Below are 23,192 nucleotides of genomic sequence, written 5' to 3'. Positions count from 1 at the left end.
CCCGTCGAAGGAGCCTCGATGTCCAGCTCGACCCCCACCCGGCAGTCCGTCCCCGGTGAAACCCCGGAATCCGTCGGCGGCCCCGAGCCGCTCCTCGCGACGGAGCGGCACGCCGTTCCCGACGGCCTCCCCGAGATCCCCGACCCGCGGGCCGTCAGCCCCATGGACGCCCGCGCGCTGTCGACCACGCTGTTCGCACGGCTCGCCGATCTGGAAGAGGGCACCTCCGAGTACTCCTATGTCCGCAACACGCTGGTGGAGCTCAATCTGAGCCTCGTCAAGTTCGCGTCGCTCCGGTTCGCCAACCGGGCCGAACCGATGGAGGACATCATCCAGGTCGGGACGATCGGACTGATCAAGGCGATCAACCGCTTCGACCTGGAACGCGAGGTCGAGTTCGCCTCGTTCGCCCTCCCGACCGTGATCGGTGAGATCAAACGGTTCTTCCGGGACTCCAGCTGGTCGGTGCGGGTGCCGCGCCGGCTCCAGGAGCTGCGGATCGACCTCGCCAAGGCGCTCGACGTCCTGGAGCAGCGGCTGGGCCGCAGGCCCACCACCACCGAGCTGGCCGCGTACCTCCACGTCAGCGAGGAGGAGGTCGTGGAGGGTGAGCGCGCGTCCAACGGCTACACCGCGCAGTCCCTCGACGCCACGGTGAACGACGAGGACGCGTCCAACTCCGTCACCAGGCGCCTCGGCATCGACGACCCCGCCTTCGACATCATCGACTCCCTCGAGGCGCTCAAGCCCCTCATCGCCACGCTGGACGAGCGCGACAGACTGATCCTTTCGCTCCGCTTCCGCGAGGAGCTGACGCAGTCGGAGATCGGCGAACGCCTGGGCATCTCCCAGATGCACGTGTCGCGTCTGCTGGCACGCATCCTCGAGAAGCTGCGGGCCGGGATCATGGACGACTCGTCCGCTGTCCCCGTGCCGGACTGAGCCGCACCTCCAGCCAGACGACCTTCCCCGTGCCGCGGGGCTCCGAGCCCCAGCGGTGCGCCAGCCGCTCCATGATGAGCAGCCCGTGGCCGCCCGGCCGGGAGAGGTCGCTCTGCACCTTGCGCCGGGGCCGGCGCGGGTCGGCGTCGGCCACCTCGACCCGCAGCCACCCGGCGGACCTGCTGAGCACCAGCTCCTGGGGTCCGCCCGCGTGCAGGCAGGCGTTCGTCACCAGTTCGGACACGAGCAGCAGCACGTCCTCCACGACGTCGCTGGGTCCTTCGGGGCCGGCCGCCGTCCAACCCCAGTCGGCCAAGGCCTGCTCGGTGAAGTCACGACACCGGCTGACGACCCCTTTCGTGCCGAACAGCGCCAGCCGGCGGGTCTGCTCGTGCCCCCCGGGGCCCGTGGTCATCAGGCCTCCTCCGTCAGGTCGACGGCTCGTCCGCCAGCGCTTCGTCCACGCCGGCGTGCACCCGGAACACCGCATGTGCCCCTGTGATCTCGAACATCCGCGCCACAGGGGGCCGCATGCCCGCGAGTTCCACCCGTGCGTCCGTCTCCTGGGCGGCAAGCCGCCCGTGCAGCAGGACGTTCAGCCCGGTGGAGTCGCAGAAGTCCAGGCCGGCGCAGTCGACGAGGATCCGCTTGGCGCCCTCGCTCAGATGCTCTTCGATGGCCTCCCGCAGGGGAGCGGCCGTGTCGTGGTCGAGTTCACCGCTCAGGGAGAGCACGACGGTGTCGCCCCGCCGTGCGGCGGTGACGCCGAACCGCTCGCCTCCGGCGGCGGATTCCTCCCCCGGCGGCCTGGTGGCTCGCGAGACCATGGGCTCCAGCCTCCTCGACACTCGTACCGGCATTCCGACTGTTGCCGCATTGCGTGGCAGCGGCCACCTTGCGACCGTGTACCCGCCGTGGACGGCGCCACACCGCCGTCCTTCCGTCTCGGGAAGGCCGCCTCTCGAACGCCGGGGCGGGACCGGCGCGATATCGGCGAGGCGGGGGACGGCACCGACCCCGGCGCCTGTCCGCCGGGCCGCCCGGCGGTCCGCGACCGTCGGGGACGGATCAATTACCGTCGATGGGGTACCTGTCGTGTCCTCACGACGTCTGCGGACAGCGGGAGACAGCCAACGACCTCCGAGACGGACCCAGGACGGAGAACCGGTGATGAACCACCCTCAGGACACGGCCCGGCCGGGAACTCTGCCGCGAGCCTCCGGGCCCGGCGGGGCCCTCGACGCGATCGCCGCCGTCCAACCGGCCGCGACCGCCCCGGACGAACTGCCGCAGGACCACACCCAGGCGATCCTTGAGGCCACCAAGCAGGTGGGCGCACTGCTCAAGACGTCGGGGTATCCCTTCGCCCTGGTGGGCAGCGTGGCGGCCTACGCGCACGGAGTGCCCATCCGGTTGCAGCACGACTCCGACTTCTGCCTCCGCAGGGAGGACGCCGAAGGCGTCGTCCGGACCCTCGTCGAAGGGGGGATCCAGGTCGTCTCCCCGCCGGAGGACTGGCTGGTGAAGGCCAGGGCGGGCGGCGAGCAGATCGACCTGATCTTCGAACTGGCCCATCGCCCCGTCACCAAGGAGATGCTCGACCGGGCCGAGATCCTGCCGGTCGACTCCGTGCACATGCCGGTGCTCGCCCCCTCCGACCTGCTGGAGAGCCGGCTCACGGCGCTGTCGGAGCATCACTGCGACTTCGGCGCGCTGCTGCCCATCGCCCGGGCGCTGCGTGAGCGGGTCGACTGGGACCGGCTGCGCCGCGAGCACTCCTCCTCGCCGATGCCGGACGCGTTCCTGTATCTGCTGGAACGGCTGGACGTCATCCCTCCGCGGGAGGTGTCCCATGAAGGAACCTGAGGCTTCCGAGTACCGGATCGCGCGTCTGCGTGAGCGTCTCGCGGACGAGGAGATCTCGGAACTGGGCGTACAGATCGACATGCGCGGCGGATACGTGCACCTGTGGGGCACCGTGTCCACGGCCGCGTGCAGGAGCGAGATCCTGCGCATCGCAGAGACCGAACTCGGTGAGCTGCCGGTGCGGGCCGACCTCTCGGTCGCCTGTGCCACAGCCCCCGAACGGCCCGAGGAGCTCGAGTGATCCGTGTTGCTGCCGTGGGAGACATCCATCTGGCGCCCGACAGCCGGGGACTGCTGCGCCCCGCCTGGGAGACGCTCGGCGACTGTGCCGACATGCTGCTGCTGGCGGGTGACCTGACCCGCCACGGCACCGTCGAGGAGGCGGAGGTGGTGGCCGACGAGATCAAGGGGCTGCCCGTACCCGTCGTCGCCGTGCTGGGGAACCACGACTACCACAGTGACCTTCAGGACGAGGTGACGGGCGTGCTGGAGCGCGCCGGCGCGACCGTCCTCGAAGGCGAGGGCACGGTGCTCGATGTCGGCGGTACGAAGGTCGGCATCGCCGGTACGAAGGGCTTCGGGGGCGGCTTCGCGGGCCGCAGTGCGGGCGAGTTCGGCGAGCCGGAGATGAGGTCCTTCGTCCGCTACAGCCGCCGGTGCGCGGCCGATCTGGCCCGTTCCCTGGTCGATCTGCGGGAACAGGGCTGTGAGGTCCTCATCGCCCTCACGCACTTCTCGCCGGTCCCCGACACGCTCGCCGGGGAGCCGCCGGAGATCTATCCGTTCCTGGGCACGTATCTCCTCGCGGAGGCGGTCGACGAGGCGGAGGCGGACCTGGCCGTGCACGGCCACGCCCACATGGGCACCGAGCACGGGATGACCGCCGGCGGTGTCAAGGTGCGCAATGTCGCGCAGCCGGTCATCGGCCACGCCTTCGCCGTGTACCACCTCCCCGTCGGCACGCGGATCGACGTACCGGCCGTCGGCTGAGAGGTTTTGGCCGCACGCGCCCGGGCAGGTGCGTGTTGTGCTTCGGACAGGAGGCACGCCCCGTGGGAGCGGATGCTCCGGTCGCGTCAGGCCCCTGTCCGTGTTCCCCGGGTGACTCGATTTTCCGGCATAGCAGCCCCCACATCCCAGGGAGTCGCGACATCATGCCCACGTTCGCTCACACCAAGCACTCTCACTCCGACGCCCCCGACACAGCCGAAGCCTTCCGCAGGCTGGCGGAACTCGACGACGGACCTGAGCGGCAGGAAGTACGCCAGGAGATCGTGTCCGCCTGGCTGCCGATGGCCGAACGGATCGCCGGCCGGTTCCGCAACCGCGGCGAGTCCATCGAGGACCTTCAGCAGGTCGCCGCACTCGGCCTGGTCAAGGCGGTCGACCGGTACGACCCCTCACGTGGCGCGTTCGAGAGCTTCGCGGTGCCCACCGTCGTGGGCGAGGTGAAGCGGCACTTCCGCGACCACATGTGGGCCCTTCACGTGCCGCGCCGCGTCCAGGACCTGCGCAACCGCGTCCGGTTCGCCCGCCAGGACCTCGTGCAGACCGTCTCCGGACGCGCCCCGACGGTCGCGGAGATCGCCGAACGCGCCGGTGTGTCCGAGGAGGACGCTCTGGTCGGTCTGGAGGCTCTGGAGAGCTTCACGGCGCTGTCCCTCGACGCGGAGCTCCCGGGCGCCGACGACGGCTACTCGCTCAGCGACACGCTGGGAGCGGCCGATCCCGCCATCGACGTGCTCGTGGACCGCGAGGCGGTGAAGCCGGGACTGCGCAAGCTGCCCGAGCGTGAGCAGAACATCCTGTACATGCGCTTCTTCCGCGACATGACCCAGAGCAGCATCGCGCAGACGCTGGGCATCTCGCAGATGCACGTGTCCCGGCTGATCAGCCGGAGCTGCGACCAGCTGCGCAACGAGGTCATGCGGGACGAGGCCGTGCACGAGGACGTCATGCGGCGCGCCGCATAGCCAGCGCGACATGCCGCGAGACGACGTCGACGACCCGCGCGTGCGCCATCGAGAAGGCGGGCGTGCCCCCGCTGCGGAACAGCGACAGCACCCCGAGGACCCTGCCCCCTCCCTCACCGCGTTCCTGGACGGGCACGCACAGCAGGGACGTCACGTCGGCTTGGACGAGGACGGAGTCCCCGTCGGCGTCGCGGCCGAAGCAGTCGAGATCCTCCGGGCGCACCTGGAGCAGCGAGGATCCTTCGCCGGCGCAGTCGACGACGATCGGGCAGCCCGCCGGATCCTGGGCCGCTATCCGTGCCGCCAGCGCGGCAGCCTCCTCGCCGCCCGGGCCCCGTACGGCGATACGGCGCAGACCGGCGCCGGTGACGAGGTCGGCGACGGCCCAGTCCGCGCCGTGGTCGGCGAGGACCGCCGCGGCCGCGCCGAGCGCCGCCTCCGGTTCGCCGGCCGGAGCGCGCAGCAGGGCGGTGGTCATACCGTCCAGGAGGTCCATCTGCGCCGCGTGTGCGGCGGCTTCGGCGAGGTCGGGGGCGGTGGCGCGGCGCAGCCTGGTCCCGGGGCGGCCGACCGGGGTGCCGGACGGGCCGCCGTCCTGCCGGTCGTGGGCCATGTCGGACTGCAGGACCATCAGCACGGCGGGGTGCGGCTCGTTCGGCGGGCGCAGGGCGGTGAGCGTGGCCCGCAGCGTCTCCTCCGGACGCTGCTGGAGATGTACGCGCAGACTGCGCGGCCCCTCTCCCCTGGCGACGGCGGCCGCCTGCGAGCGCAGGGCGCTGCGGTCGCCGGGGCGCAGCAGGCCGGACAGCGGCCGGCCGGCGGCGAAGCCGGCCCGTACGCCGGTGAGGTCCGTGGCGGCGAGGTTCATCCGGCGGACGACCGTGTCACCGCCGATGAGGGCCACGGGCAGCGGCAGCCGCTGGAAGAGGGCCCGGAGCAACTGGAGTTCGGTACGGTCCGCCGACGCCCGGGCCGGGCCCTGTGCCGCCAGACGTTCGTACTTGGGCCACAGGGTCTCCGAGACGTGCTGGAGTTCGAACAGGGCCGCGTCCAGAAGGGTCTGCTGCTCGTCCGGCGGCAGCCCCCGCGCGGCTCTCAGCTCAGCCACCCGGCGGACGAAATCCTCGAGATCGTCGCCGACCTCATCGCTCTGCGCCATGGGAGAAAGTTAGCCGACCGCGCGGCGGCGCAACGCGACGACCAGGAGTTCGGCATGAGTAACCCGGGGTTTGTGGTGCGAGGGGACGGGCAGCCGCACCCGCGGAAGGAGGACACCCGATGCTGCCCCCGACGGACCTGACCGTGGGACCCGCCGCCGGCGCCCGCGACCTTTCGGCCTTCACGGAAGCGGCGATGCGCTGCGTGGAGCCCTGCTGCGGCGCCGCGACAACGGTCACCGACGGCTCGGCCGAGCGCCGTGCCGCCGCCACCCACCCCGATCTGACGACCCTGATCTCCGTCGAGCTCGATTCGGGCGAGGGCCCCACCTCGAGCGCCCTGGACACGGGCGAGCCCGTCTCGGCCGTCGACCTGCTGGACGAGGAGCGCTGGCCCGACTACCGCGCCGCGGCCCTGGAGTCGGGTATCCGCTCCAGCGTCACGATGCCGTTCCGGCGCAGCGAGGTGGAGGTGACCCTGAGTCTCTACAGCTTCCGCCCCGGGGCGTTCGCCCATCTGGCGCACCATCCGGTGGTCGTGCTGGGCGAGCAGTTCGCCCAGGGACTGGTGCGCGACCACTTCTACCGGGCGGCTCTCGCCCAGGTGAGCCAGCTCGAGACGGCGCTGGACTCACGTGCCGTCATCGACCAGGCCAGCGGCATCCTGATGCATGCCTTGGGCTGTGGCCCGGCGGAGGCATTCGACGTCCTGCGGCGGTTCTCGCAGCGGACCAACCGCAAGCTGAGCGCGGTGGCGGAGGAGATCGTGCGCAGCAGGGGCCGCAGTCTGCGGGCGCAGCAGCACCTCCAGTGACCACATCAGGGCGAATCAGGGCATTTCACTGAGCCGACGGGGGAACCCTCCCCCGCATGGAACTACGCGAGATCCTTCGCCCCGACGCCACCCTGCCCGCGCTCCTCGAGGGGTACGCCTGGCTGCCCGACCTGCTGCGGCGCAGTGGGGGCGCCCCCGTGCGGACCCGGCTCATGGGCCGCCCGGCGATCGCCCTGCACGGCCTCGACGCGGTGCCCTTCTTCTACGACGAGCAGCACATCGCACGCCGTTCCGCGCTGCCGGGTCCCGTCCTGGACACGCTGTTCGGCCGGGGAGCGGTGCACACGCTCGACGGCCCTGCGCACCGGGCCCGCAAGGCGCTGTTCGTCTCCCTTCTCAAGGACGCGACGGGGGTGGACGCCCTGGCCGGACAGGCCGTGAAGGAGTGGGACGCCGCCGCCGCGGAGTGGGCACACCGGCCGAGGATCGAACTGTTCACGGAGGCGAGCGTGCTGATCACCCGCTCCGTGTGCGACTGGGCGGGGGTGCCCCGTGGGGAGGACGACGGCCGGGCCACGGCACGCGACCTGGTGGCGATGGTCGACGGCTTCGCCACCGCGGGTCCACGGCACTGGCGCGCACGGAAAGCCCGTACCCGCCAGGAGGAACGGCTGAGCGCCCTGATCGAGGAGATCCGCCGGAGCGGGACGGAGGACTCCGGCTCAGCGCTGCACGCCGTGGCACTGCACCGCGACGACGACGACGAGTTGCTGGACCCGCACACCGCCGCGGTCGAGGTGCTCAACATCATCCGGCCGACAGCGGCGGTGGCCTGGTTCATGGCGTTCGCCGCGCATGCCATGCACCGGTGGCCGCGGCAGCGGGAGCTGCTGCGGGAGGGCGGTCCTGAGTACGCGGAAGCCTTCGCCCACGAGGTGCGCCGCTTCTACCCGTTCGCGCCGTTCCTGGGCGGTGTCGCGGTGCGGGATCTCGAGTGGCGGGGCGAGCCGATCGCCGAGGGCACGCTCGTGCTGCTCGACGTCTACGGCCACCATCACGATCCGGCGCTCTGGCCCGACCCGTACGTCTTCGAGCCGGCGCGGTTCGCCGACGGCGGGCCGGTCGGTGCGGATCTGCTCGTCCCGCAGGGCGGCGGCGACACCGAGACGGGCCACCGGTGCCCCGGCGAGGACATCACCGTGGCGCTGCTGAAGGCCCTGGTGCCACAGCTGGCGCGGCTGGAGCACGGGGTTCCGCCGCAGGACCTGTCGATCCCGCTGCGCCGGATCCCCACCCGACCGGTCGACGGCTTTCTGCTGGCGCCCCGGCCTCCGGTCGCCGGCTGACGCACCGCCGCGCGGCGGCGGTCCCGGCCCGGGACCGCCGCGCGCCGCGAGGGGTCAAGGGACCCGGCGGCGCGGCGTTCTGCCCCAGAGCCAGTCGCGGAGGGCCGACAACCGCGGGCGCTTCTCCCGCCGTTCCCGGGTGTGACGGTCGAGCTCCTCCATGAGACGCCGCGAGCGGTGGTCCATGTCCAGCTCGTCGAGGATGCGGTCGATCTCGGTGAGCAGCGCGCCGTGCAGCTGCCAGTGGCGTGGCTGTCGCTGGACGCCCTTGAGCAGCAGATCGGCGGCGTTGTCGCGGCTGGCGCGGGCGGCGGCGAGCTCCCCGGTGAGCCGCTCCTCCGCGGCGTCGGCGCTCTCGCTGGTCTGGGTGGTGACGAGGACGGCGAAGCTCACCAGCGTGTCGGCGACGTGCGCGAGGAGTTCCTCGAGTGCGACACCGACCTCGTGGGAGAACAGTTCCTCCTCCCTTCGTTCCTTGGCGAGGTCGGTGATGGTGCGGGCCAGCACCCGCAGCACGACGGCGCAGATCTCCAGGGTGTCGAGGCCGGTGCGGAGCACGATGCGGTGCAACAGGCCTTCCTTGACCCGGGGATTGAAGCGGAGGCTGTCCTCGGCCTGGCGCAGCGCCGCGTCCACGTCGGCGATGTCGTTGTCGAGCCTGCGGGCCTCGTGGAGCCGGGCCGCCGCCCGCTCGACCGGGGTGGGGCTCGTCAGCTCCTCGCCGATCCGCAGGAGCAGCCGTCGCATGCGTCGCCCGAGGTCCTCGATCGACTCCCCGGCGGCCTCCACCCAGACCGGTGGCACGAAAAGCATGTTGAAGAGGAGCCCCACCACGGCGCCGATGAGCGTCTCGAGCACCCGGTCCCATGCGGTGTCGGTCACCTGGGTCACGCCGAGCACGAGCATGGCGCTGATCGCGACCTCGGGGACGAACTCGTCGACCCGCACGAATCTGCCGACGACGAGCGAGGCCAGGATGATCAGCCCGAGGCTCCACCAGGTCAGACCGACGAGCGCGCTGAACCCGATGGCGATGAGGACGCCGACGACGACGGAGTTCACCCGGCGCACGCCCGTGGTGAGTGTCGAGTAGAGGGTGACCTGGACGACGAGCAGCGCGGTCAGGGGCGCGGTGAGCGGGGCGACAGGGCTGTCGAGCACATGCAGGGCGACGACGTACGAGATGGTCGCCGCCGCGGTCGATCGCACCGTCTGTACGACGGCCGGTTCCTTGCTCCGGCTGACGATGCCGGCCACCGGTGCTCGCAGCCTCGTGCGGGCCTCAACCTCAGACACTTCGTCCTTCCCCGCTCCCTCTCGCCCGGACCCGTGCGTGCCGGTACGTCCGGGATCCCCCTCAGCGCCCGCCGGATGCCACGCCTTCGCCGACGACCGGTGCGGCCGAACGGATCCGGCGGCCCACGTAGGTCTCGGCCGCCAGCAGCGCGTCGCGGGCCGTGCGCTCGCACATGAGCACACACAGTGTGTAGGCGGTGTCCTCGAACCGTCTCCGCGCGGAGTCGTCGTGGGGGGCGGCGAGGACGTAATGTTCCTGCGCCCGGTAGCGGGCAATCAGCCTGGTGATCACACTCGTGTCGGGCATCAGCATCATGGTCTCCCGGTTTATGAAGCCCCCTGACACGGCGGAGCGAGGTCCGTCCGGTGCCTCATTGTGAACCGGAGCGGTTCCGTCCGCCACACAGCTGGCTACTGTAGGTAGTGGCTGGTATGGACAGGCCACGGCACGCCGGAATCGACCGTCACAGCCGCCGCGCCGTTTTCACGGTTTCCTGACTTCACAGGGGTGCGCGCAGGCTCGTGGAGCCGTCGCGCCAGGCGGCCATGAGCCGGTCGCCGAGGCGGTCCTCCAGGCAGGTCGTGGCCGCTATCCCGAAGGCCACGTCGGACGCGAGAGCGGGTTCGTCGGCGAGGAGTCCACCGATGACGTCGCGGCGCACGATCTGTTCGTGCACGGCGTCGGCGGTGACGTGCTCCGCGTAGAAGTGCTCGGCAGCGGGCCCCGCACCGGTACGGCGCATCGCCTCGGCGAGCCGGCGCGAACCGGGTGAGGACGTCACCTCGACGGTGGCGAAGTGCCCCACCAGTGCGCCCCGGTGGGCGCGATGCAGGCCGAAGAACGACATCAGGTTGACGTTCGCCAGCATCTCCGCGGGGGCGGCGTCGAGGTACCGGCCGTAGGCGGGGTCGAGGCCGAGGTCGGCCATCAGGTCGGCGAAGAGCCGGGCATGCACCCGCTCGGCGCGTCCGCCGCCGAACTCGTCGAACTCGACCGCCACGAAGGCGGCTTTGGCCCTGCCGTGCAGCCGTGGGATCACCCAGGCGTGGGGGTCGGCCTCCTTGAGGTGGTACAGGGAGCGCATGGCGGCGTACTCGCGCAGGTGCCAGAGCTGTCCCTCGTCCTTGAGGAAGTACGACACCCCCGTGCCGTCCACCGGTTCGACGAGCAGTTCCTCCAGCGCGTCGTACACGTCCGGGTGGCCTGCGGTCCGGTCGCGGAGCTCGTGAAGGAAGCGCCGCTCCATCGCCGCGCGCAGGGCGAGCAGCCCCGGGTCCCACTCCCAGGCCGGGTCGACACCCGCGAAGCCCCGGTAGTGCAGCTCATAGCTGACGTACAGGGCGAGTTGCAGGTCGTCACCGAAGGGGTCGGCGCTCTGCGCGGAGCCCGGGTCCGGCAGTGGTGCGCCTGCCGGGTGGCGCAGGGCGTCGAGCACGCCGTGCGACAGTTCGCCCCGTGCGTCCGGCAGTTCGCCCTCCAGGGCCGCTTCCGTGGCCGTGACGAGATTCGTCATCTTCACCTCCTGGCCCGTCGGCGGTGACTGGTGTCGCACCACGGGTACGTCCGGCTGCGCCGACAGGTGCACAGCGCGACGGTGAACCGGTCGGACCGCACCGTGGTCCCGTCGTCGAGGACGACCTCGACGGGACCCGCCACCAGCATCGGGCCCTCCCGGGTCACCGTCACACGGCAGGGCTCCGGGACCGTTCGGTCCTCATGCTCGCTCGGCACGGATGATCACCAGCTCTTCCTTGTCCTCGCCGGGAGCGATCAGCCCCCGCCGCTCGAGCCACTTCCTGCGCGAACGCAGGACGGGCCCGAAGGGAACGAGACGACGCTCCACGACGGCGGCGTCCAGGCCGGCGCCCTGCAACCGCTCGAGAGTCGCCCCGACCCCGCTGAGCGCCGAGTGCACCAGCAGCAGGACACCCGACGGTTTCAGCAGCTCCGCGGCACCGTCGCAGATCCGGTCCAGGACGGCCCTGCCGTCGTGGCCCGCGTCCCAGGCGACGGCCGCGCCGCGCCGCGGCGGGCGTGCGTGCGGCGCGGGCACGTACGGCGGGTTGCACACGATCAGGTCGAAGCGCCGGCCCATGGCCGGGTCCAGCAGGTCACCGTGCAGGACGCGCACCCGACGGCGGGCGAGCACGGCGTTGAGGCGGGTGGCGGCGACGGCACGCCATGAGCTGTCGACAGCCGTCACACGGGCGCCCCGCCGTGCGGCCTTGAGGGCCAGCGCTCCGGTGCCGGTGCCCACGTCGAGTACCTCGGCACCCGGCCTCAGCGGTTCACGCTCGAGCGCGTCCGCGAGCAGAAACGTGTCGCTCTGCGGGGCGTACACACCCGGGGCGAGCACCAGCGCGGACCCACCCCGGTCCACTCCCGGCAGACTGGTCATTCCTGACTCCCTCGGCAGACTGTGCCGGCGTCCGGTGCCGGCCCGGCGGTTTCTTGATCCGTTGCTTCTTGATCCGTTGCTTCTTGATCCCGTTGCTTCTTGATCCCGTGTGCCCAGCACCGCGCGTTTCATCCGTTTCGGTCCGCGCCCGCCGGGGACCCGGGCAGCAGCCGGCCGGTGTTCCGGGAACCCCACGGAGTGGCTGATGAGCGTGAAGACAGGACTGCGGGTGGTGGTCACCGGGGCCACCGGAAACGTGGGCACGAGCGTGGTGCGGGCGCTTGCGGAGGACTCACGGATCGCGTCGGTCCTCGGGCTCGCCCGGCGCGTCCCCGATCTGGACATCTCGCGGACGTCCTGGGCTGCCGTCGACCTGGCCCGGGAGGACTGCGGCGACCTGCTCGTGCGTCATCTGGAGGACGCCGACGCCGTGATCCATCTGGCGTGGCGCTTCCAGCCGACGCACTCCCCCGCCACGACCTGGCACACCAACGTCCTCGGGTCGCTGCGACTCTTCGACGCGGTCGCCGCGGCGCAGGTACCGGCGCTCGTCCACGCCTCGTCGGTCGGCGCCTACGCGCCGGGGCCGAAGACCGGTCCCGGCGTCGGGGAATCGTGGCCCACGCACGGCTGGCCGGAGGCGGCCTACTGTCGCGAGAAGTCCTATCTGGAGCGGGCGCTCGACGCCTTCGAACTACGGCACACCGGGATCCGCGTGGCGCGCATACGGCCCGCGTTCATGTTCAAGGAGACCTCCGCCAGCGAACAGCGCCGGATCTTCGCCGGCAAGTTCCTGCCGGGACCGCTGATCAGGCCGGGGCTGCTTCCCTTCGTGCCGGACATCGAGGGACTGCGCTTCCAGGTGCTGCACACCGACGACGCCGCGCATGCCTTTCTCCTGGCGGTCCTCCTCGACGCGCGCGGGGCGTTCAACCTCGCCGCCGAGCCGGTCGTCGACGCGCAGACCCTCGGTGAGCTGCTGAAGGCCCGGGTGGTGCGGGTCCCGCGGCAGGCGGCACACGCCGTGGTGTCGGCCGCATGGGGACTGCGCGCCGTTCCGGCGTCGCCGCAGCTGTTCGACGCGCTGCTGCGGATGCCGGTGATGAGCACGGCCCGGGCCAGGGAAGAGCTGGACTGGCAGCCGCGGCACACGGCCACGGCAGCGCTGGAGGAATTCCTGCGCGGCGTCCGCAAGGGCTCCGGCGAGCGGACGGCGCCGTTGGTGGGCCATCGGGCGCACTGAGCGCGCGCGGCGCCCGTTCGCCGTCCCGACCCGGCCACCGAAGCTCGCGCGGCCCGCGCACGAGGCGGCCCGCCCGGAGGCCGCGCCACGAAGCGACCCGCGAGGAAGCGGCCCCGTCTAACGGCCGGACGGCACCAGCAGGTCGGCGAACGGGCCGGTGCCGATCCGGGCCAGCAGATCCGCCGGATCGTCGAAGACCGCCGCCGCCCCGGCGGCCTCCAGGGCGGTACGCGGGATCCCGCCGCACAGCAGCGCCACGCACCGCACCCCCGCGCGGGACGCGGCCTGCATGTCCCACACCGTGTCGCCGACGAACACGGCACGGTCGGCAGGCACCCCGGCCAGGTCCAGCGCGTGTTCGACCGGGTCGGGAGCGGGCTTGCCCTCCGCCACGTCGTCGGCGCCCGCGATCGCGGAGATGGCGTCGTCCGCGTCGACGGCCCGCCGGAGCGCGGCGAGCTCCGACCCGCCGGCCGAGCTCGCGAGCACCACGGTCCAGCCGTCGCCCGCCAGGGCACGCAGCAGATCTCCCGCCTGGTCGAAGGCCGGGAGCCGGTCGGAGTACGTCCCGTAGAGGGCCTTGTGGGCAGCCTTGATCGCCTCGTCCTGCGCGGTGTCGCGGTCGTCGCCGAGCACATGCTCCACCAGGTCCTGGCCGGGCAGCCCGACGGAGCGGTGGATGTGGTCCATGGTCACGTGGTGCCCTGCCTGCCGGAAGGCCTCCCACCAGCAGACGACATGGAGATGGTTGGTGTCGGCCAGCGTCCCGTCGACGTCGAACACAGCGGCGCGGTCCATGTCTGCAGGTCCTTCCCCAGGTGCTACTGCGGTACGGCGTTGTCCGTGGCGGTCACGTTGAAGATGGCGCCGTCGGGGTCTCGCAGGGTGACCTCGGCGCCGTGCGGGGTGGTGCGCTCGGCGAGGACGGTGCCGCCGTGCCGGTCGGCCGTACGCACCGTCTCGTCGAGGTTCTTCACCGCGAAGTGCACATGCCAGCGGGGGTGCAGCAGGGGGTTGCTCGCGGTGCCGTCCGCTCCGGAGGTGAGTCTGGCGAGCACCCGTCCCTCGCGGTGCAGCACGACCGCCCCTTCCAGGTAGCTGACCTCGCAGCAGCCGGCCCGGTCGGACGCCCAGTCGAACACCTCGCCGTAGAAGATCGCCGACTCGAAGGCGTCCTTGGCCAGCAGCCGGATCCACGCGGGCGCCTTGTCACGCCAGGCGGGCCAGTCCCGCATGAGTTCGCCCTCCCAGAGGCCGAAGACGGCGCCGTCGCGGTCCGCCGCGAGCACGCCGCGCCCCATGGACAGGGCCAGCGGCCCCACCGCCACGGTGCCGCTGCGTTCCCGGATGCGACTCGCGGTCCGGTCGGCGTCCTCCACGGCGAAGTACGGGGTCCAGGCGACGGCGACGGTCAGGGCGGGGGCCAGCGCGCCGATCCCGGCGACCGGCGAACCGTCGACCACCGCGACTCTGAACTGGTCGCCCAGTCTTCCCTTGCGGAACTTCCAGCCGAGCACGGCCCCGTAGAAGTCCTGGGCTGCCTGCAGGTCGCGGGCCATGAGGCTGACCCAGCAGGGCGCGCCGAACACCGCGGCGGACGCGGCAGCGGCGGCGGTCACGGTCGGGGTCGAGTTCTCGTTCATCACCATGTCCGGGCGGTCGGGGACGGTTCACGCGGGCCGGTTCCATGGTGCTCCCCCGGGCGTCGACCGGCGAACGCGGTCGTCACCCTCCGTGCGCGAAGAGGCGCCCTCAGTCACCCGGTCCGGCTGTGCTTCCGAGACTCGAGTGCCCTGGTGACGGCCATCCCTAACGCCGGAGCGGCGGCCGTGTTCGAAGCCGTCGGGAGCGCTGCTCTGCCCGGGCGTGGCGCGTGCGCCTTCACGTCCGCCGGGACCGGCGTCCCTCGCCGCAAAAACACGGCAGGGCCTGGCCGGGGAAACCCGGCCGGGCCCTGTCGCAGGTACGGGGAGCAGGTCAGCGGCGCGCCAGCACGTCGACCACCTGCCGCGCCGTGTCGACGCTCGACTGCGGGTTCTGGCCGGTGACGAGGTTGCCGTCGACGACGACCCGGCTCGCCCACGCCTCGCCCGGCCGGACCACGGCGCCGAGCTCACGCAGGCGCGACTCGACCAGGTACGGCGACTTGTCGCCGAGGCCGCCCTGCTGCTCCTCCTCGTCGCTGAACGTCGTCAGCTCACGCCCGGAGAAGACGAAGGAGCCGTCCTCGCCGACGGCGCTCAGCAGCGCCGCCGGTCCGTGGCAGAGCGCCGCGACGATCTTGCCCTGGGCATCGGCGTCGGTCAGCAGCCGGCCGAGGTCGGCGCTGACTGCGAGGTCGGCCATCGGACCGTGACCGCCCGGGATGTACACCGCGTCGTAGTCGCCGGCCGACACCGTGGAGAGATCGGTGGGCCGGGCCAGTTCGGCGTCGATGGCGTCCAGGTAGGCGCGGAACCTCTTGGCGTCCGCCTCCTCCACGCCGCCGCGCTCATCGAGGCTGATGGGGTCCACGGTCGGCCGGACGCCGCCCGGCGTCGCGATGACCACGTCGTGGCCCGCCTTCCGGAGCACCTCGTGAGAGGCGGCCACTTCCTCGGCCCAGTAGCCGGTGGGGTGGCTGGTGCCGTCGGACAGCTTGAGGTTGTCGGCGCCGGAAACGACCATGAGGATCTTCGACATGGAGCAGTCCTTACGTGGCTCGAGTGTGTTGCGGTTCGATCGGGACAACCCCAGCTTTGACCCCGGATCATCCGCGGGCATCATGAGCGTCATAACTTCTCTTATGGAACGAGGGTTGCGTGCCCGGACTCGATCTGCTGTCGACCTTCGTGGAGATCTACCGCTGCGGGTCGATCTCCGCCGCGGCCGAGCGTCTCGGACTCACCCAGCCGGCCGTGAGCGGGCAGCTGGCCAGGCTGGAGGACCAACTGGGTGAGCAGTTGTTCGTCCGCTCCCGCAAGGGCGTCACCCCCACCGCACACGCGGCCGATCTCGCCGCCCGCGTCGGCACGCACCTCGACGAGCTGCGGGCGGCGCTGGAACCGTCGAGCGCCGGGGCGGCGCATGTCGGGACCGTGCGCATCGCCGGGCCGGGCGAGCTGATGGCCATGCGTGTCCTGCCCACGCTCGCGCCGCTGACGACCCGGGGGCTGCGGATCCATGTGACGCTGGGTCTCGCCAGGGACCTGCTGGCCGCCCTCGCGGAGGGACACGTGGAGCTGGTGGTGTCCGCCATAAGGCCGACACAGCAGGACATCGTGGCCACGCCGCTCATCGACGAGGAGTTCGTCCTCGTCGGCGCGCCCTCCCTGGCCCGCAGTGTCGACAGCGCGCGACTGGCCGGTGATCCGGTGGACGCCCTCGCCCACCTCCCGCTGGTCGGTTACGCGGACGACCTGCCCATCGTCCGCCGCTACTGGCTGAGCGAGTTCGACCGCCGGCCGCCGAACCACATCTCCGTGATCGTCCCGGACCTTCGCGCCGTTCTGGCCGCGGTGATCGCGGGCGCGGGAGTGAGCGCCCTCCCCCGCTATCTCGCCGAGCCGGCCCTCTCGGCGGGCTCCGTCGAACTGCTCCACGAGCCCGCCGCCCCGCCGCTCAACACGCTCTACCTGGCGACCAGGGCCGGGGCCCTCGTCCATCCGCCCCTGGCGCTCGTCCACGACCACCTTCGCACCCGCGCCCACTCGTGGGGCGCGCTCTGACCTGCCGCAACGCCTGGTGAGAGTGGGGCAGTTGGGACGGAGTGCCATGGCCGAAAGCCGACGCACCGGAGCCGCTGCCCTGCCATCCACCTGTACCGCCGTGCGGCGTCTCCCTAGCATGTGGATCCCACAGAACCGGATCTCCATCAACGCGGGTGAGGACTGGATGCAGAGTTCGTGGCGCCCCGACGCCATCGACACCAAAGTGCCCAGCGTGGCACGTATGTACGACTACTTCCTGGGGGGCGACGACAACTACCAGTCGGACCGCGACGCTTGCGAAGAACTTCTGAAGCAGGTCCCCAGCACGAAGACACTCGCCGTCAACAACCGCCGCTTCCTGCGGCGTGTCGTGCGGATGCTGGCGGCCGATTACGGCATCCGCCAGTTCATCGACCACGGATCCGGTCTGCCGACCCAGGACAACGTCCACCAGGTCGCGCAGTCGGTCGATCCCGCGTCCAGGGTCGTCTACGTCGACAACGACCCCATCGTGCTCGCGCACGGCCGGGCCCTGCTCGACGAGAACGACCGCACCACGGTCATCCAGGCCGACATGCGCGACACCGACAGCATTTTCGGCCACGAGGAGACCCGGCGGCTGATCGATTTCAGCCAGCCTGTCGCGGCTCTCTTCGTGTCGGTGATGCACTGCATCCCGGACGAGGACGATCCGGCCGGTCTGGTGCGGCGGGTCGCGGAGCGACTGGCGCCGGGCAGTTTCCTGGTCGTCTGCCAACTGGTGAGCGACCGGCCGGAGATCCGCAAGTTCGTCACCGAATTCATGGCGCAGGCCACCGACAACCACTGGGGCAGGGTCCGCGAGGAGCACGAGGTCGCCGCCTACCTCGACGGCATGGAGATCCTGGAGCCCGGGCTGGTGGAGGTCTCCACCTGGCGTCCTGACAACGATCTGGCGCCGGTGCAGCAGACCGACGAGTGGATCGAGTGGGGCGGGGTCGCGCGCATCCCGTAGCGCCACGGCAGTACGCGCGAGCGGCTGCCCGGCGAGCCGGCTCGAGGGAGCGGCTCGCCGGGCCGGCCGCTGTCGTCGTGGCGGCGCGGGCTTCGAAGGCGCGCACACCGCAGGGCAGATCACGGACTCGGGGCCCGACGCCCCGGCGCTCAAAGACTCTTGATGCGCTCCTGGAGCAGTTCCAGTGACTGCTTGGGAGTGAGGGCGCACGCGCCGAGCCGGTCGAGCATGTCGCGGTACTGCTCGACGGCCTGCGGCTTCTGGGAGAAGGTGCTGTCGGTCAGGTGCTCGATGTAGACCGCGTCCTTCAGGTCGCTCAGCGCGAAACGCAGATAGGTCACGCCCGTACCGACGCCGACGGAGGCCGTCACCTCCAGCGGCGCGACCTGCAGGGTCACCCGTGGCCGCTCCATCATCCCGACGAGGTGCAGCAGTTGCTCGCGCATCACATGCGTCCCGCCCACCGTACGCATCAGCACGGACTCGTCGATCACGGCCCACAGGCGCGGTGCCTCCGGTGTGTCGAGCTGTCGCTGGCGTTCCTTACGCAGCTCGACCCGGCGCCGCACATCGTGGGTCAGGAGGTGCCCCGGCCCTGACCGGACGACGGCCTCGGCGTACGCGGCGGTCTGGAGCAGACCGGGCACGTAGAACGGCTCGTACGTACGGATCGTCGCCGCGGCGCCCTCCAGGGCGACCAGTGGCTCGAAGAAGTCCGAGAGCACGTCGCTGAACGAGCGCCACCAGTCGCTCTGGCGGGACTGCGTCACCAGCCGCATGAACTCGTCGACCTGCTCCTGCGCCCCCACGCCGTACAGATTCAGCAGCGCCATCGCGTCGGCCGGCTTGCAGCCGTGGCGGCCCAGTTCGATCCGGCTGGTCTTGGAACGCGAGAAACCCAGCCGGGCGTCGACGTCCGCAGGGTCCAGTCCGGCGTTCACCCGCAGTTGGCGCAATTTGCCACCCAGGATCAGCCTGAGGGCGGTCGGGTTGTTCTCGACCGCTCCCAGCGGCCGGACGAACAACGACGGACTCGGTTCGACTGCAGCCATCAGGCGCTCCTGCGGAGAAATAGGGACGACGACAGTATCCAGCACTCGCGCGGCGAGGCCATGGGGAAGTCGCCCACTCACCGACTGTTTTCAGCCGATTACCGCGTCGAAACCACCCTCACGGGCTCCCGCCACGAACCCCGCGAACTCGTCGCGTGTGCAGACGAGCGCCGGCCCGTGCGGGTCACGTGAGTTCCGGATCGCGATCCGGCCTCCCGGCAGCGCCGCCATCTCCACGCAGTTCCCCGTGGCGTTGCTGTGACTGCTCTTGATCCACGTCACCGACTCCAGCGCACTGGCCTGCATTCCGTTGACGAACTCCACGCCCATCAACTCCTCACTGCTCGCACACGTTTGGCCCGGATCCCACCGATGCAATCCCATCTGCAATTGCATCCGCCGGTCGGCTCGACAATACTCGCCCTGCGTCCGCTGTCGAACGGCAAAGCCCGCAGGGAGACATGACCAGTGACGACTCACATGCCGGCGCTCCCGGGAACCGATGTACGGCACGGGTTCGGGAGTGGTCTGACGCAATCTGGCGTGAAACGCCCGCCCGGCATGCTCTCCGACGCGCCGGAGTGCGCTCCGGAGGAAGCTGTCGTTCCCGGCGGCTTCTCCGCATGCGGGCTGGACGGCCGCCCGAGGAACGCGGGGCAGGCGAGGAAGTTCGCCGCGAGTACCCTCCACAACTGGGCCCTGCGGCCCCTGGTGGCGGACGTCGAGCTGATCGTCAGCGAGCTCGTCGGCAACGCCGTGCGGCACGCCCTTCCGCCCGCCGCGCCGCGCACCGACGAGTACCCGGTCTGGCTCGGTCTCTTCCGCTACAGCAGCCACCTCGTCTGCGCGGTGACCGACCCCAGTCCGGCGCCGCCGCGCCTGGGTGATCCCGGCCCGGACGCCTCGGGTGGCCGCGGCCTGTTCCTGGTCAACTCGCTGAGTGACAGCTGGTCCTGGCGGCTGACACTCCCGCGGGCAAGACAGTCTGGGCGTGCCTGCCCCTGCCGGGACAGCAGGACCCCACCTGAGTCGCGACCGCCGACGGCCCCCGCCGGTCGGCGCAGAGGTCCGCAAGGGCGAGAGCCCCGTGCGTCCCGTTCGGGCGAGGGCCGGTCGGGGCGATCAGGGCGAGGGCCGGTACCCGTCGTCGGGCAGCATCAGCAGCCGGGAGCCGCCCGGCTCGACCGACACCGCCCGGTCCGGGAGCCGCACCTCGATCGGTCCCCCGTCCGAGGCCGGCACGCCGATGTGCAGTTCTCCCGGCCGCATCCGCACCCGCACCCCCCAGTGGCCGTGGTAGCGGACGGAGAAGCCGTACTCGGCGAGCTGCGGCGAATGCACGGGGTCGAACCACAGCGCCCCGCCACGGGTCTCCATCCCGGTCAGACCACGCTGCACCAGGTCGAGCGTGCCCGCCATCGCCCCGAGGTGGATGCCTTCCTCCGTGGTGCCGCCCTGAAGATCGGCGATGTCGCCCTCCAGTGCCTCCTTGACGTAGGTCCACGCGTCCTCGCGCCGTTGGCGCGCCAGCAGCCAGCCGTGGACCAGGCCACTGAGGGTGGAGCCGTGACTGGTGCGCTTCAGGTAGTAGTCGACGGTCCGGTGCCAGGTCTCGTCGTCGAGTTCGTAGCCCAACCTCCGGAAGAGGCCGCTCAGTTCGGCCGGTGAAAAGAGGTAGCCGAGCATCAGGACGTCGGCCTGCTTGGATGCCTGGTAGCGGTTGACGGTGTCGTTCTCGGCCTCCAGCACCCGGTCGAGGCGGCGGATGTCCCCGTGCCGGGCGCGCAGGCCGTCCCAGTCGAGCTCCTCCAGGTCGCCGTAGCCGTGGAACTGGCTGATGACACCGTCATGGAACGGCACGTACATCCGGCGCGACACCTCCTCCCAGCGGGCGAGCTCCCCGCGGTCGAGACCGATGCGCTCGTACAGCTCACGGCGGCGCGGCTCCGGCAGTTCGCGCACCACCTCGAGGGCGCGGGCCAGCACCCACACGGCGGTGACATTCGTGTACGCGTTGTCGTCGAGCCCCGGCAGGCAGGAGCCCGGGTACGCCTCGTGGTACTCGTCAGGACCGACCACGCCACGGATGCGGTAGCGCTCCAACTGCTCGTCGTACTGCGCGGATCCGGCCCAGAACCGCGCGATCTGGGTGAGCATCTCCGCGCCCTTGGTGTGCAGGAACTCCGCGTCGCCGCTCGCCTCGCAGTACTGCCACACGTTGTACGCGATGGCGGACCCGACATGGTGCTGGAGGCGGGAGTGGTCCGGCAGCCAGCGGCCGGACCGGGGATTGAGGTGCAGCTCCTGCGTCTCCTCGCGGCCGTCGCTGCCGCTCTGCCACGGGTACATGGCGCCGGTGTGGCCGGCGCCGCGGGCCAGCACGCGGGCCTGTTCCAGCCTGCGGTACCGGTACATGAGCAGAGCCCGGGAGACCTCGGGGAAGTGCAGGTTCAGATACGGCAGGACGAACAGCTCGTCCCAGAAGATGTGGCCGCGGTACGCCTCGCCGTGCAGACCGCGGGCCGGCACACCGACGTCGAGGTCGGCCGTGTGCGGCGACAGCGTCTGCAGCACATGGAAGAGGTGCAACCGCAGAATGCTGCCCGCCTCCCCCGGCACGTCCAGCTCACCCCTGCGCCACAGCTGCCGCCACGCCGTCCGGTGCGACTCCAGCAGCGCCTCGAAGCCCGGCGCCCGGCCGACCCGGCCGAGGGCCGCGTGCAGCGGGTCGCTGATCGCGGCGTCCCTCGAGGTGTGCAGCGCGACGGTCTTGTCGACCGTACGGGTGACACCTCCCGGGAGCGTCAGCCTCAGCAACTGCACGGCCCGCAGCGGTTCATGGGCGGTTCGGGCCCGTTCCTCGTCGGTGGGCTCGTCGGCGACCGTGCGGGCCGCCATACCGATCCGGATGTCGGAGGTGGTGGTGCGGCAGCGCAGCCACATCGTGTCGGGCTCGCCGTCACCGGCGTTGACGTGGACGAGATGACTGCCGTTGAGCTCCCGGTAGCGTGCCACGCCGCTGTTGGTCACCGCCCCGTCGAGCGCGGCCTCGACCTCGATGTCGCCGGACCAGCCTTCTGCGGTGAACTGGGTGCGCAGCACGGCGAGGTGGGGATCGGCCATGTGGACCAGCCGCAGCTGACGCACGGTGAGGGAACGGCCGTCCTCTGCCACGTAGCGCATGGTGCGCTCGAGGGTGCCGGCCCGCAGATCGAGGCTCTGGCGGTGTTCGGCCAGCGCCGTGCTGTCCGGGGTGAACCAGGCCGCGTCGCCGGCGACGCGGTACAGACGGAAGCGCAGGGGCAGCCAGTTGGGCAGGTTGACCATGTCCTCGTTCTCGACCTGACGGCCGGCGACGGTCGAGGTGAGACGGTTGTAGCAGCCCGCCGCGTACGTGCCCGGGTAGTGAATCTCGTCGGCGGTGCACTCGGGGGCGGCTCCCCGTGTGGCGAAGTAGCCGTTGCCGAGTGTGCACAGCGCCTCGCGCAGGCGCTCGCGCGCGGGGTTGTATCCCTCGTACGTCCAGATCCACTCGTGCATGGTCAGTCCTCCGGGGGCACTGGGGGCTCGGGGGCGGCCGGGGCTGTGTGAGGTTTTGCGGGGACGTCCGGTCCGCCGGACCGGTCCGGGCCGGCGGGGAGCAGTTCGGCGAGGTCCCGTACGACGAGGTCCGCGCCGTGCTCGAGCAGGGCGTCGCCCGTCCCCGGGCCCCCCGTACGGTCCACGCCGATCACGAGGGCGAAGCCGCCGCGTCTGCCCGCCTCGACGCCGGCCAGGGCGTCCTCCACGACGGCCGCCCGCCCCGGGGGGACGCCGAGCCGCCGGGCCGCTTCGAGGAACAACGCGGGCTCCGGCTTGCCCGGCAGCCGCAGGCGGGCCGCCTCCGCGCCGTCGATCAGGACATCGAAACAGGGCAGGACCCCGGCCCGGGTGATCAGTTCCCGAGCGTGGCGGGACGCCGACACCGCCGCCAGGGGAACGGCACGGTCGCGCAGCATCCGCAGCAGTCGTGCGGTGCCCGGGTAGGCGTCGATGCCCTGCTCGCGCAGCCGCTGGGTGAAGAGCCGCTCCTTGTACGCGGCGACGGCGCCCACCGTGTCCGTGCCCGGCGCGTCGTCAGGGCTCCCCGTGGGCAGCCGCAGCCCGCGCGAGGCCAGGAACGCCGCGGCCCCGTCCTGGCGTGAGCGGCCGTCGACGTGGCGCAGATAGTCGTCCCGGACGTCGAAGGGCCGGCGGGCCGCCGGGTCGTCCGGCGGGTGGGCCCGCAGGCAGGCGTCGAAGGCCGTCTTCCAGGCTGCGGCGTGGATCCGGGCGGAGTCGGTGATGACGCCGTCCGTGTCGAGGACGACGGCGTCGACACCGCGCCAGCGGGGGCCGGTCACGGCCGCGGGTCCGGGTCGCCGGCCCGGGCGGACGGTGCGGGGCCCACGTGTACGTCCATGTCTGTCCTCCCTGCTCAG

25 protein-coding genes and 1 pseudogene are annotated in these 23,192 nt (G+C 71.5%); 11 read left to right on the top strand and 15 right to left on the bottom strand.

The genetic code is table 11. The features are described 5' to 3' along the window. Positions 1–18: 18 nt before the first annotated feature. Positions 19–942, top strand: a complete 924-nt coding sequence (locus ACIPJI_RS12955) for a SigB/SigF/SigG family RNA polymerase sigma factor (protein ID WP_402246118.1) — start codon at positions 19–21, stop codon at positions 940–942. Here ACIPJI_RS12955 and ACIPJI_RS12950 read toward each other — a convergent pair. Together ACIPJI_RS12950 and ACIPJI_RS12945 are read right to left on the bottom strand one after the other, a co-directional pair. After that, the gene (locus tag ACIPJI_RS12950; RefSeq protein ID WP_356621761.1) at positions 905–1,357 is read right to left on the bottom strand and encodes an ATP-binding protein; all 453 of its coding nucleotides are present in this window, start codon (positions 1,355–1,357) and stop codon (positions 905–907) included. The two genes, ACIPJI_RS12955 and ACIPJI_RS12950, sit on opposite strands and share 38 nt — an antisense overlap. A gap of 13 nt (positions 1,358–1,370) precedes the next feature. Further along, positions 1,371–1,769 (bottom strand): STAS domain-containing protein, encoded by a 399-nt coding sequence (locus tag ACIPJI_RS12945; protein ID WP_307704663.1) that lies wholly within the window; start codon positions 1,767–1,769, stop codon positions 1,371–1,373. Positions 1,770–2,112: 343 nt separating this feature from the next. Here ACIPJI_RS12945 and ACIPJI_RS12940 point away from each other — a divergent pair, with 343 nt between their 5' ends. The 4 genes from ACIPJI_RS12940 to ACIPJI_RS12925 all read left to right on the top strand — a co-directional run bounded on the left by ACIPJI_RS12940 (position 2,113) and on the right by ACIPJI_RS12925 (position 4,781). Next, the gene (locus ACIPJI_RS12940) at positions 2,113–2,808 is read left to right on the top strand and encodes a nucleotidyltransferase family protein (protein ID WP_307704664.1); all 696 of its coding nucleotides are present in this window, start codon (positions 2,113–2,115) and stop codon (positions 2,806–2,808) included. Further along, positions 2,795–3,049, top strand: coding sequence for a BON domain-containing protein (locus ACIPJI_RS12935; RefSeq protein WP_356621762.1), 255 nt, complete (start codon positions 2,795–2,797; stop codon positions 3,047–3,049). The genes ACIPJI_RS12940 and ACIPJI_RS12935 overlap by 14 nt, the downstream gene beginning before the upstream one ends. After that, positions 3,046–3,798 carry a metallophosphoesterase gene (locus tag ACIPJI_RS12930; protein ID WP_356621763.1) on the top strand — a complete coding sequence of 251 codons (753 nt, stop codon included), beginning with the start codon at positions 3,046–3,048 and terminating at the stop codon, positions 3,796–3,798. The genes ACIPJI_RS12935 and ACIPJI_RS12930 overlap by 4 nt, the downstream gene beginning before the upstream one ends. Before the next feature lie 164 nt (positions 3,799–3,962). Then, positions 3,963–4,781: a SigB/SigF/SigG family RNA polymerase sigma factor gene (locus ACIPJI_RS12925; protein WP_356621764.1), complete on the top strand. Its 819-nt coding sequence runs from the start codon at positions 3,963–3,965 to the stop codon at positions 4,779–4,781. Here ACIPJI_RS12925 and ACIPJI_RS12920 read toward each other — a convergent pair. Beyond that, entirely contained in the window at positions 4,762–5,940 is a 1,179-nt protein-coding gene (locus tag ACIPJI_RS12920) for a PAS domain-containing protein (protein ID WP_402246113.1), read from the bottom strand. The two genes, ACIPJI_RS12925 and ACIPJI_RS12920, sit on opposite strands and share 20 nt — an antisense overlap. 119 nt (positions 5,941–6,059) lie before the next feature. On the opposite strand from ACIPJI_RS12920, the gene ACIPJI_RS12915 reads away from it, so the two are divergent. Both ACIPJI_RS12915 and ACIPJI_RS12910 read left to right on the top strand, forming a co-directional pair. Next, on the top strand, positions 6,060–6,752 hold the full coding sequence (locus tag ACIPJI_RS12915; RefSeq protein WP_307704669.1) for an ANTAR domain-containing response regulator: 693 nt from the start codon (positions 6,060–6,062) through the stop codon (positions 6,750–6,752). 56 nt (positions 6,753–6,808) lie between these two features. After that, positions 6,809–8,059: a cytochrome P450 gene (locus tag ACIPJI_RS12910; RefSeq protein ID WP_402246111.1), complete on the top strand. Its 1,251-nt coding sequence runs from the start codon at positions 6,809–6,811 to the stop codon at positions 8,057–8,059. Positions 8,060–8,113: 54 nt separating this feature from the next. On the opposite strand, the gene ACIPJI_RS12905 is transcribed toward ACIPJI_RS12910, so the two are convergent. The 5 genes from ACIPJI_RS12905 to ACIPJI_RS12885 form a co-directional block, all read right to left on the bottom strand. Then, positions 8,114–9,316 carry an aromatic acid exporter family protein gene (locus tag ACIPJI_RS12905; protein ID WP_356621819.1) on the bottom strand — a complete coding sequence of 401 codons (1,203 nt, stop codon included), beginning with the start codon at positions 9,314–9,316 and terminating at the stop codon, positions 8,114–8,116. Between the two features lie 100 nt (positions 9,317–9,416). After that, positions 9,417–9,662: a DUF5133 domain-containing protein gene (locus ACIPJI_RS12900; protein ID WP_356621768.1), complete on the bottom strand. Its 246-nt coding sequence runs from the start codon at positions 9,660–9,662 to the stop codon at positions 9,417–9,419. A 193-nt stretch (positions 9,663–9,855) separates the two neighbouring features. Beyond that, positions 9,856–10,869, bottom strand: a complete 1,014-nt coding sequence (locus ACIPJI_RS12895) for an iron-containing redox enzyme family protein (protein WP_307704671.1) — start codon at positions 10,867–10,869, stop codon at positions 9,856–9,858. A 2-nt stretch (positions 10,870–10,871) separates the two neighbouring features. Next, complete coding sequence (locus ACIPJI_RS12890; protein WP_307710235.1) at positions 10,872–11,018, bottom strand: CDGSH iron-sulfur domain-containing protein; 147 nt, start codon at positions 11,016–11,018, stop codon at positions 10,872–10,874. 52 nt (positions 11,019–11,070) lie between these two features. Next, positions 11,071–11,754, bottom strand: coding sequence for a HemK2/MTQ2 family protein methyltransferase (locus ACIPJI_RS12885; RefSeq protein WP_402246108.1), 684 nt, complete (start codon positions 11,752–11,754; stop codon positions 11,071–11,073). 205 nt (positions 11,755–11,959) lie between these two features. On the opposite strand from ACIPJI_RS12885, the gene ACIPJI_RS12880 reads away from it, so the two are divergent. Beyond that, positions 11,960–12,997: an NAD-dependent epimerase/dehydratase family protein gene (locus ACIPJI_RS12880; RefSeq protein ID WP_356621769.1), complete on the top strand. Its 1,038-nt coding sequence runs from the start codon at positions 11,960–11,962 to the stop codon at positions 12,995–12,997. A 117-nt stretch (positions 12,998–13,114) separates the two neighbouring features. On the opposite strand, the gene ACIPJI_RS12875 is transcribed toward ACIPJI_RS12880, so the two are convergent. The 3 genes from ACIPJI_RS12875 to ACIPJI_RS12865 form a co-directional block, all read right to left on the bottom strand. Further along, on the bottom strand, positions 13,115–13,795 hold the full coding sequence (locus tag ACIPJI_RS12875) for an HAD family hydrolase (protein WP_402246106.1): 681 nt from the start codon (positions 13,793–13,795) through the stop codon (positions 13,115–13,117). A 23-nt stretch (positions 13,796–13,818) separates the two neighbouring features. Next, complete coding sequence (locus tag ACIPJI_RS12870) at positions 13,819–14,640, bottom strand: VOC family protein (RefSeq protein WP_307704675.1); 822 nt, start codon at positions 14,638–14,640, stop codon at positions 13,819–13,821. 334 nt (positions 14,641–14,974) lie between these two features. Next, the gene (locus tag ACIPJI_RS12865; protein WP_402246104.1) at positions 14,975–15,679 is read right to left on the bottom strand and encodes a type 1 glutamine amidotransferase domain-containing protein; all 705 of its coding nucleotides are present in this window, start codon (positions 15,677–15,679) and stop codon (positions 14,975–14,977) included. 119 nt (positions 15,680–15,798) lie between these two features. On the opposite strand from ACIPJI_RS12865, the gene ACIPJI_RS12860 reads away from it, so the two are divergent. Beyond that, the gene (locus ACIPJI_RS12860; RefSeq protein ID WP_356621772.1) at positions 15,799–16,704 is read left to right on the top strand and encodes a LysR family transcriptional regulator; all 906 of its coding nucleotides are present in this window, start codon (positions 15,799–15,801) and stop codon (positions 16,702–16,704) included. 166 nt (positions 16,705–16,870) lie between these two features. After that, positions 16,871–17,680: an SAM-dependent methyltransferase gene (locus ACIPJI_RS12855; protein ID WP_402246596.1), complete on the top strand. Its 810-nt coding sequence runs from the start codon at positions 16,871–16,873 to the stop codon at positions 17,678–17,680. A gap of 149 nt (positions 17,681–17,829) precedes the next feature. Here ACIPJI_RS12855 and ACIPJI_RS12850 read toward each other — a convergent pair whose 3' ends face one another. Together ACIPJI_RS12850 and ACIPJI_RS12845 are read right to left on the bottom strand one after the other, a co-directional pair. Then, positions 17,830–18,732, bottom strand: a complete 903-nt coding sequence (locus ACIPJI_RS12850; protein ID WP_307704678.1) for a helix-turn-helix transcriptional regulator — start codon at positions 18,730–18,732, stop codon at positions 17,830–17,832. A gap of 90 nt (positions 18,733–18,822) precedes the next feature. After that, positions 18,823–19,062: a DUF397 domain-containing protein gene (locus ACIPJI_RS12845; protein ID WP_307704679.1), complete on the bottom strand. Its 240-nt coding sequence runs from the start codon at positions 19,060–19,062 to the stop codon at positions 18,823–18,825. 150 nt (positions 19,063–19,212) lie between these two features. Here ACIPJI_RS12845 and ACIPJI_RS12840 point away from each other — a divergent pair. Then, positions 19,213–19,629: pseudogene (locus tag ACIPJI_RS12840) on the top strand (ATP-binding protein); the annotation flags it as partial. 225 nt (positions 19,630–19,854) lie between these two features. Here ACIPJI_RS12840 and ACIPJI_RS12835 read toward each other — a convergent pair. Next, positions 19,855–22,272 (bottom strand): glycosyl hydrolase family 65 protein, encoded by a 2,418-nt coding sequence (locus ACIPJI_RS12835; protein WP_356621774.1) that lies wholly within the window; start codon positions 22,270–22,272, stop codon positions 19,855–19,857. A 2-nt stretch (positions 22,273–22,274) separates the two neighbouring features. Further along, positions 22,275–23,114, bottom strand: a complete 840-nt coding sequence (locus tag ACIPJI_RS12830) for an HAD family hydrolase (protein WP_402246100.1) — start codon at positions 23,112–23,114, stop codon at positions 22,275–22,277. Positions 23,115–23,192 lie beyond the last annotated feature (78 nt).

Source organism: Streptomyces sp. NPDC086835 (assembly GCF_044745705.1).
GTDB lineage: Bacteria > Actinomycetota > Actinomycetes > Streptomycetales > Streptomycetaceae > Streptomyces.
This window is presented reverse-complemented; position numbering and strand designations above follow the sequence as displayed.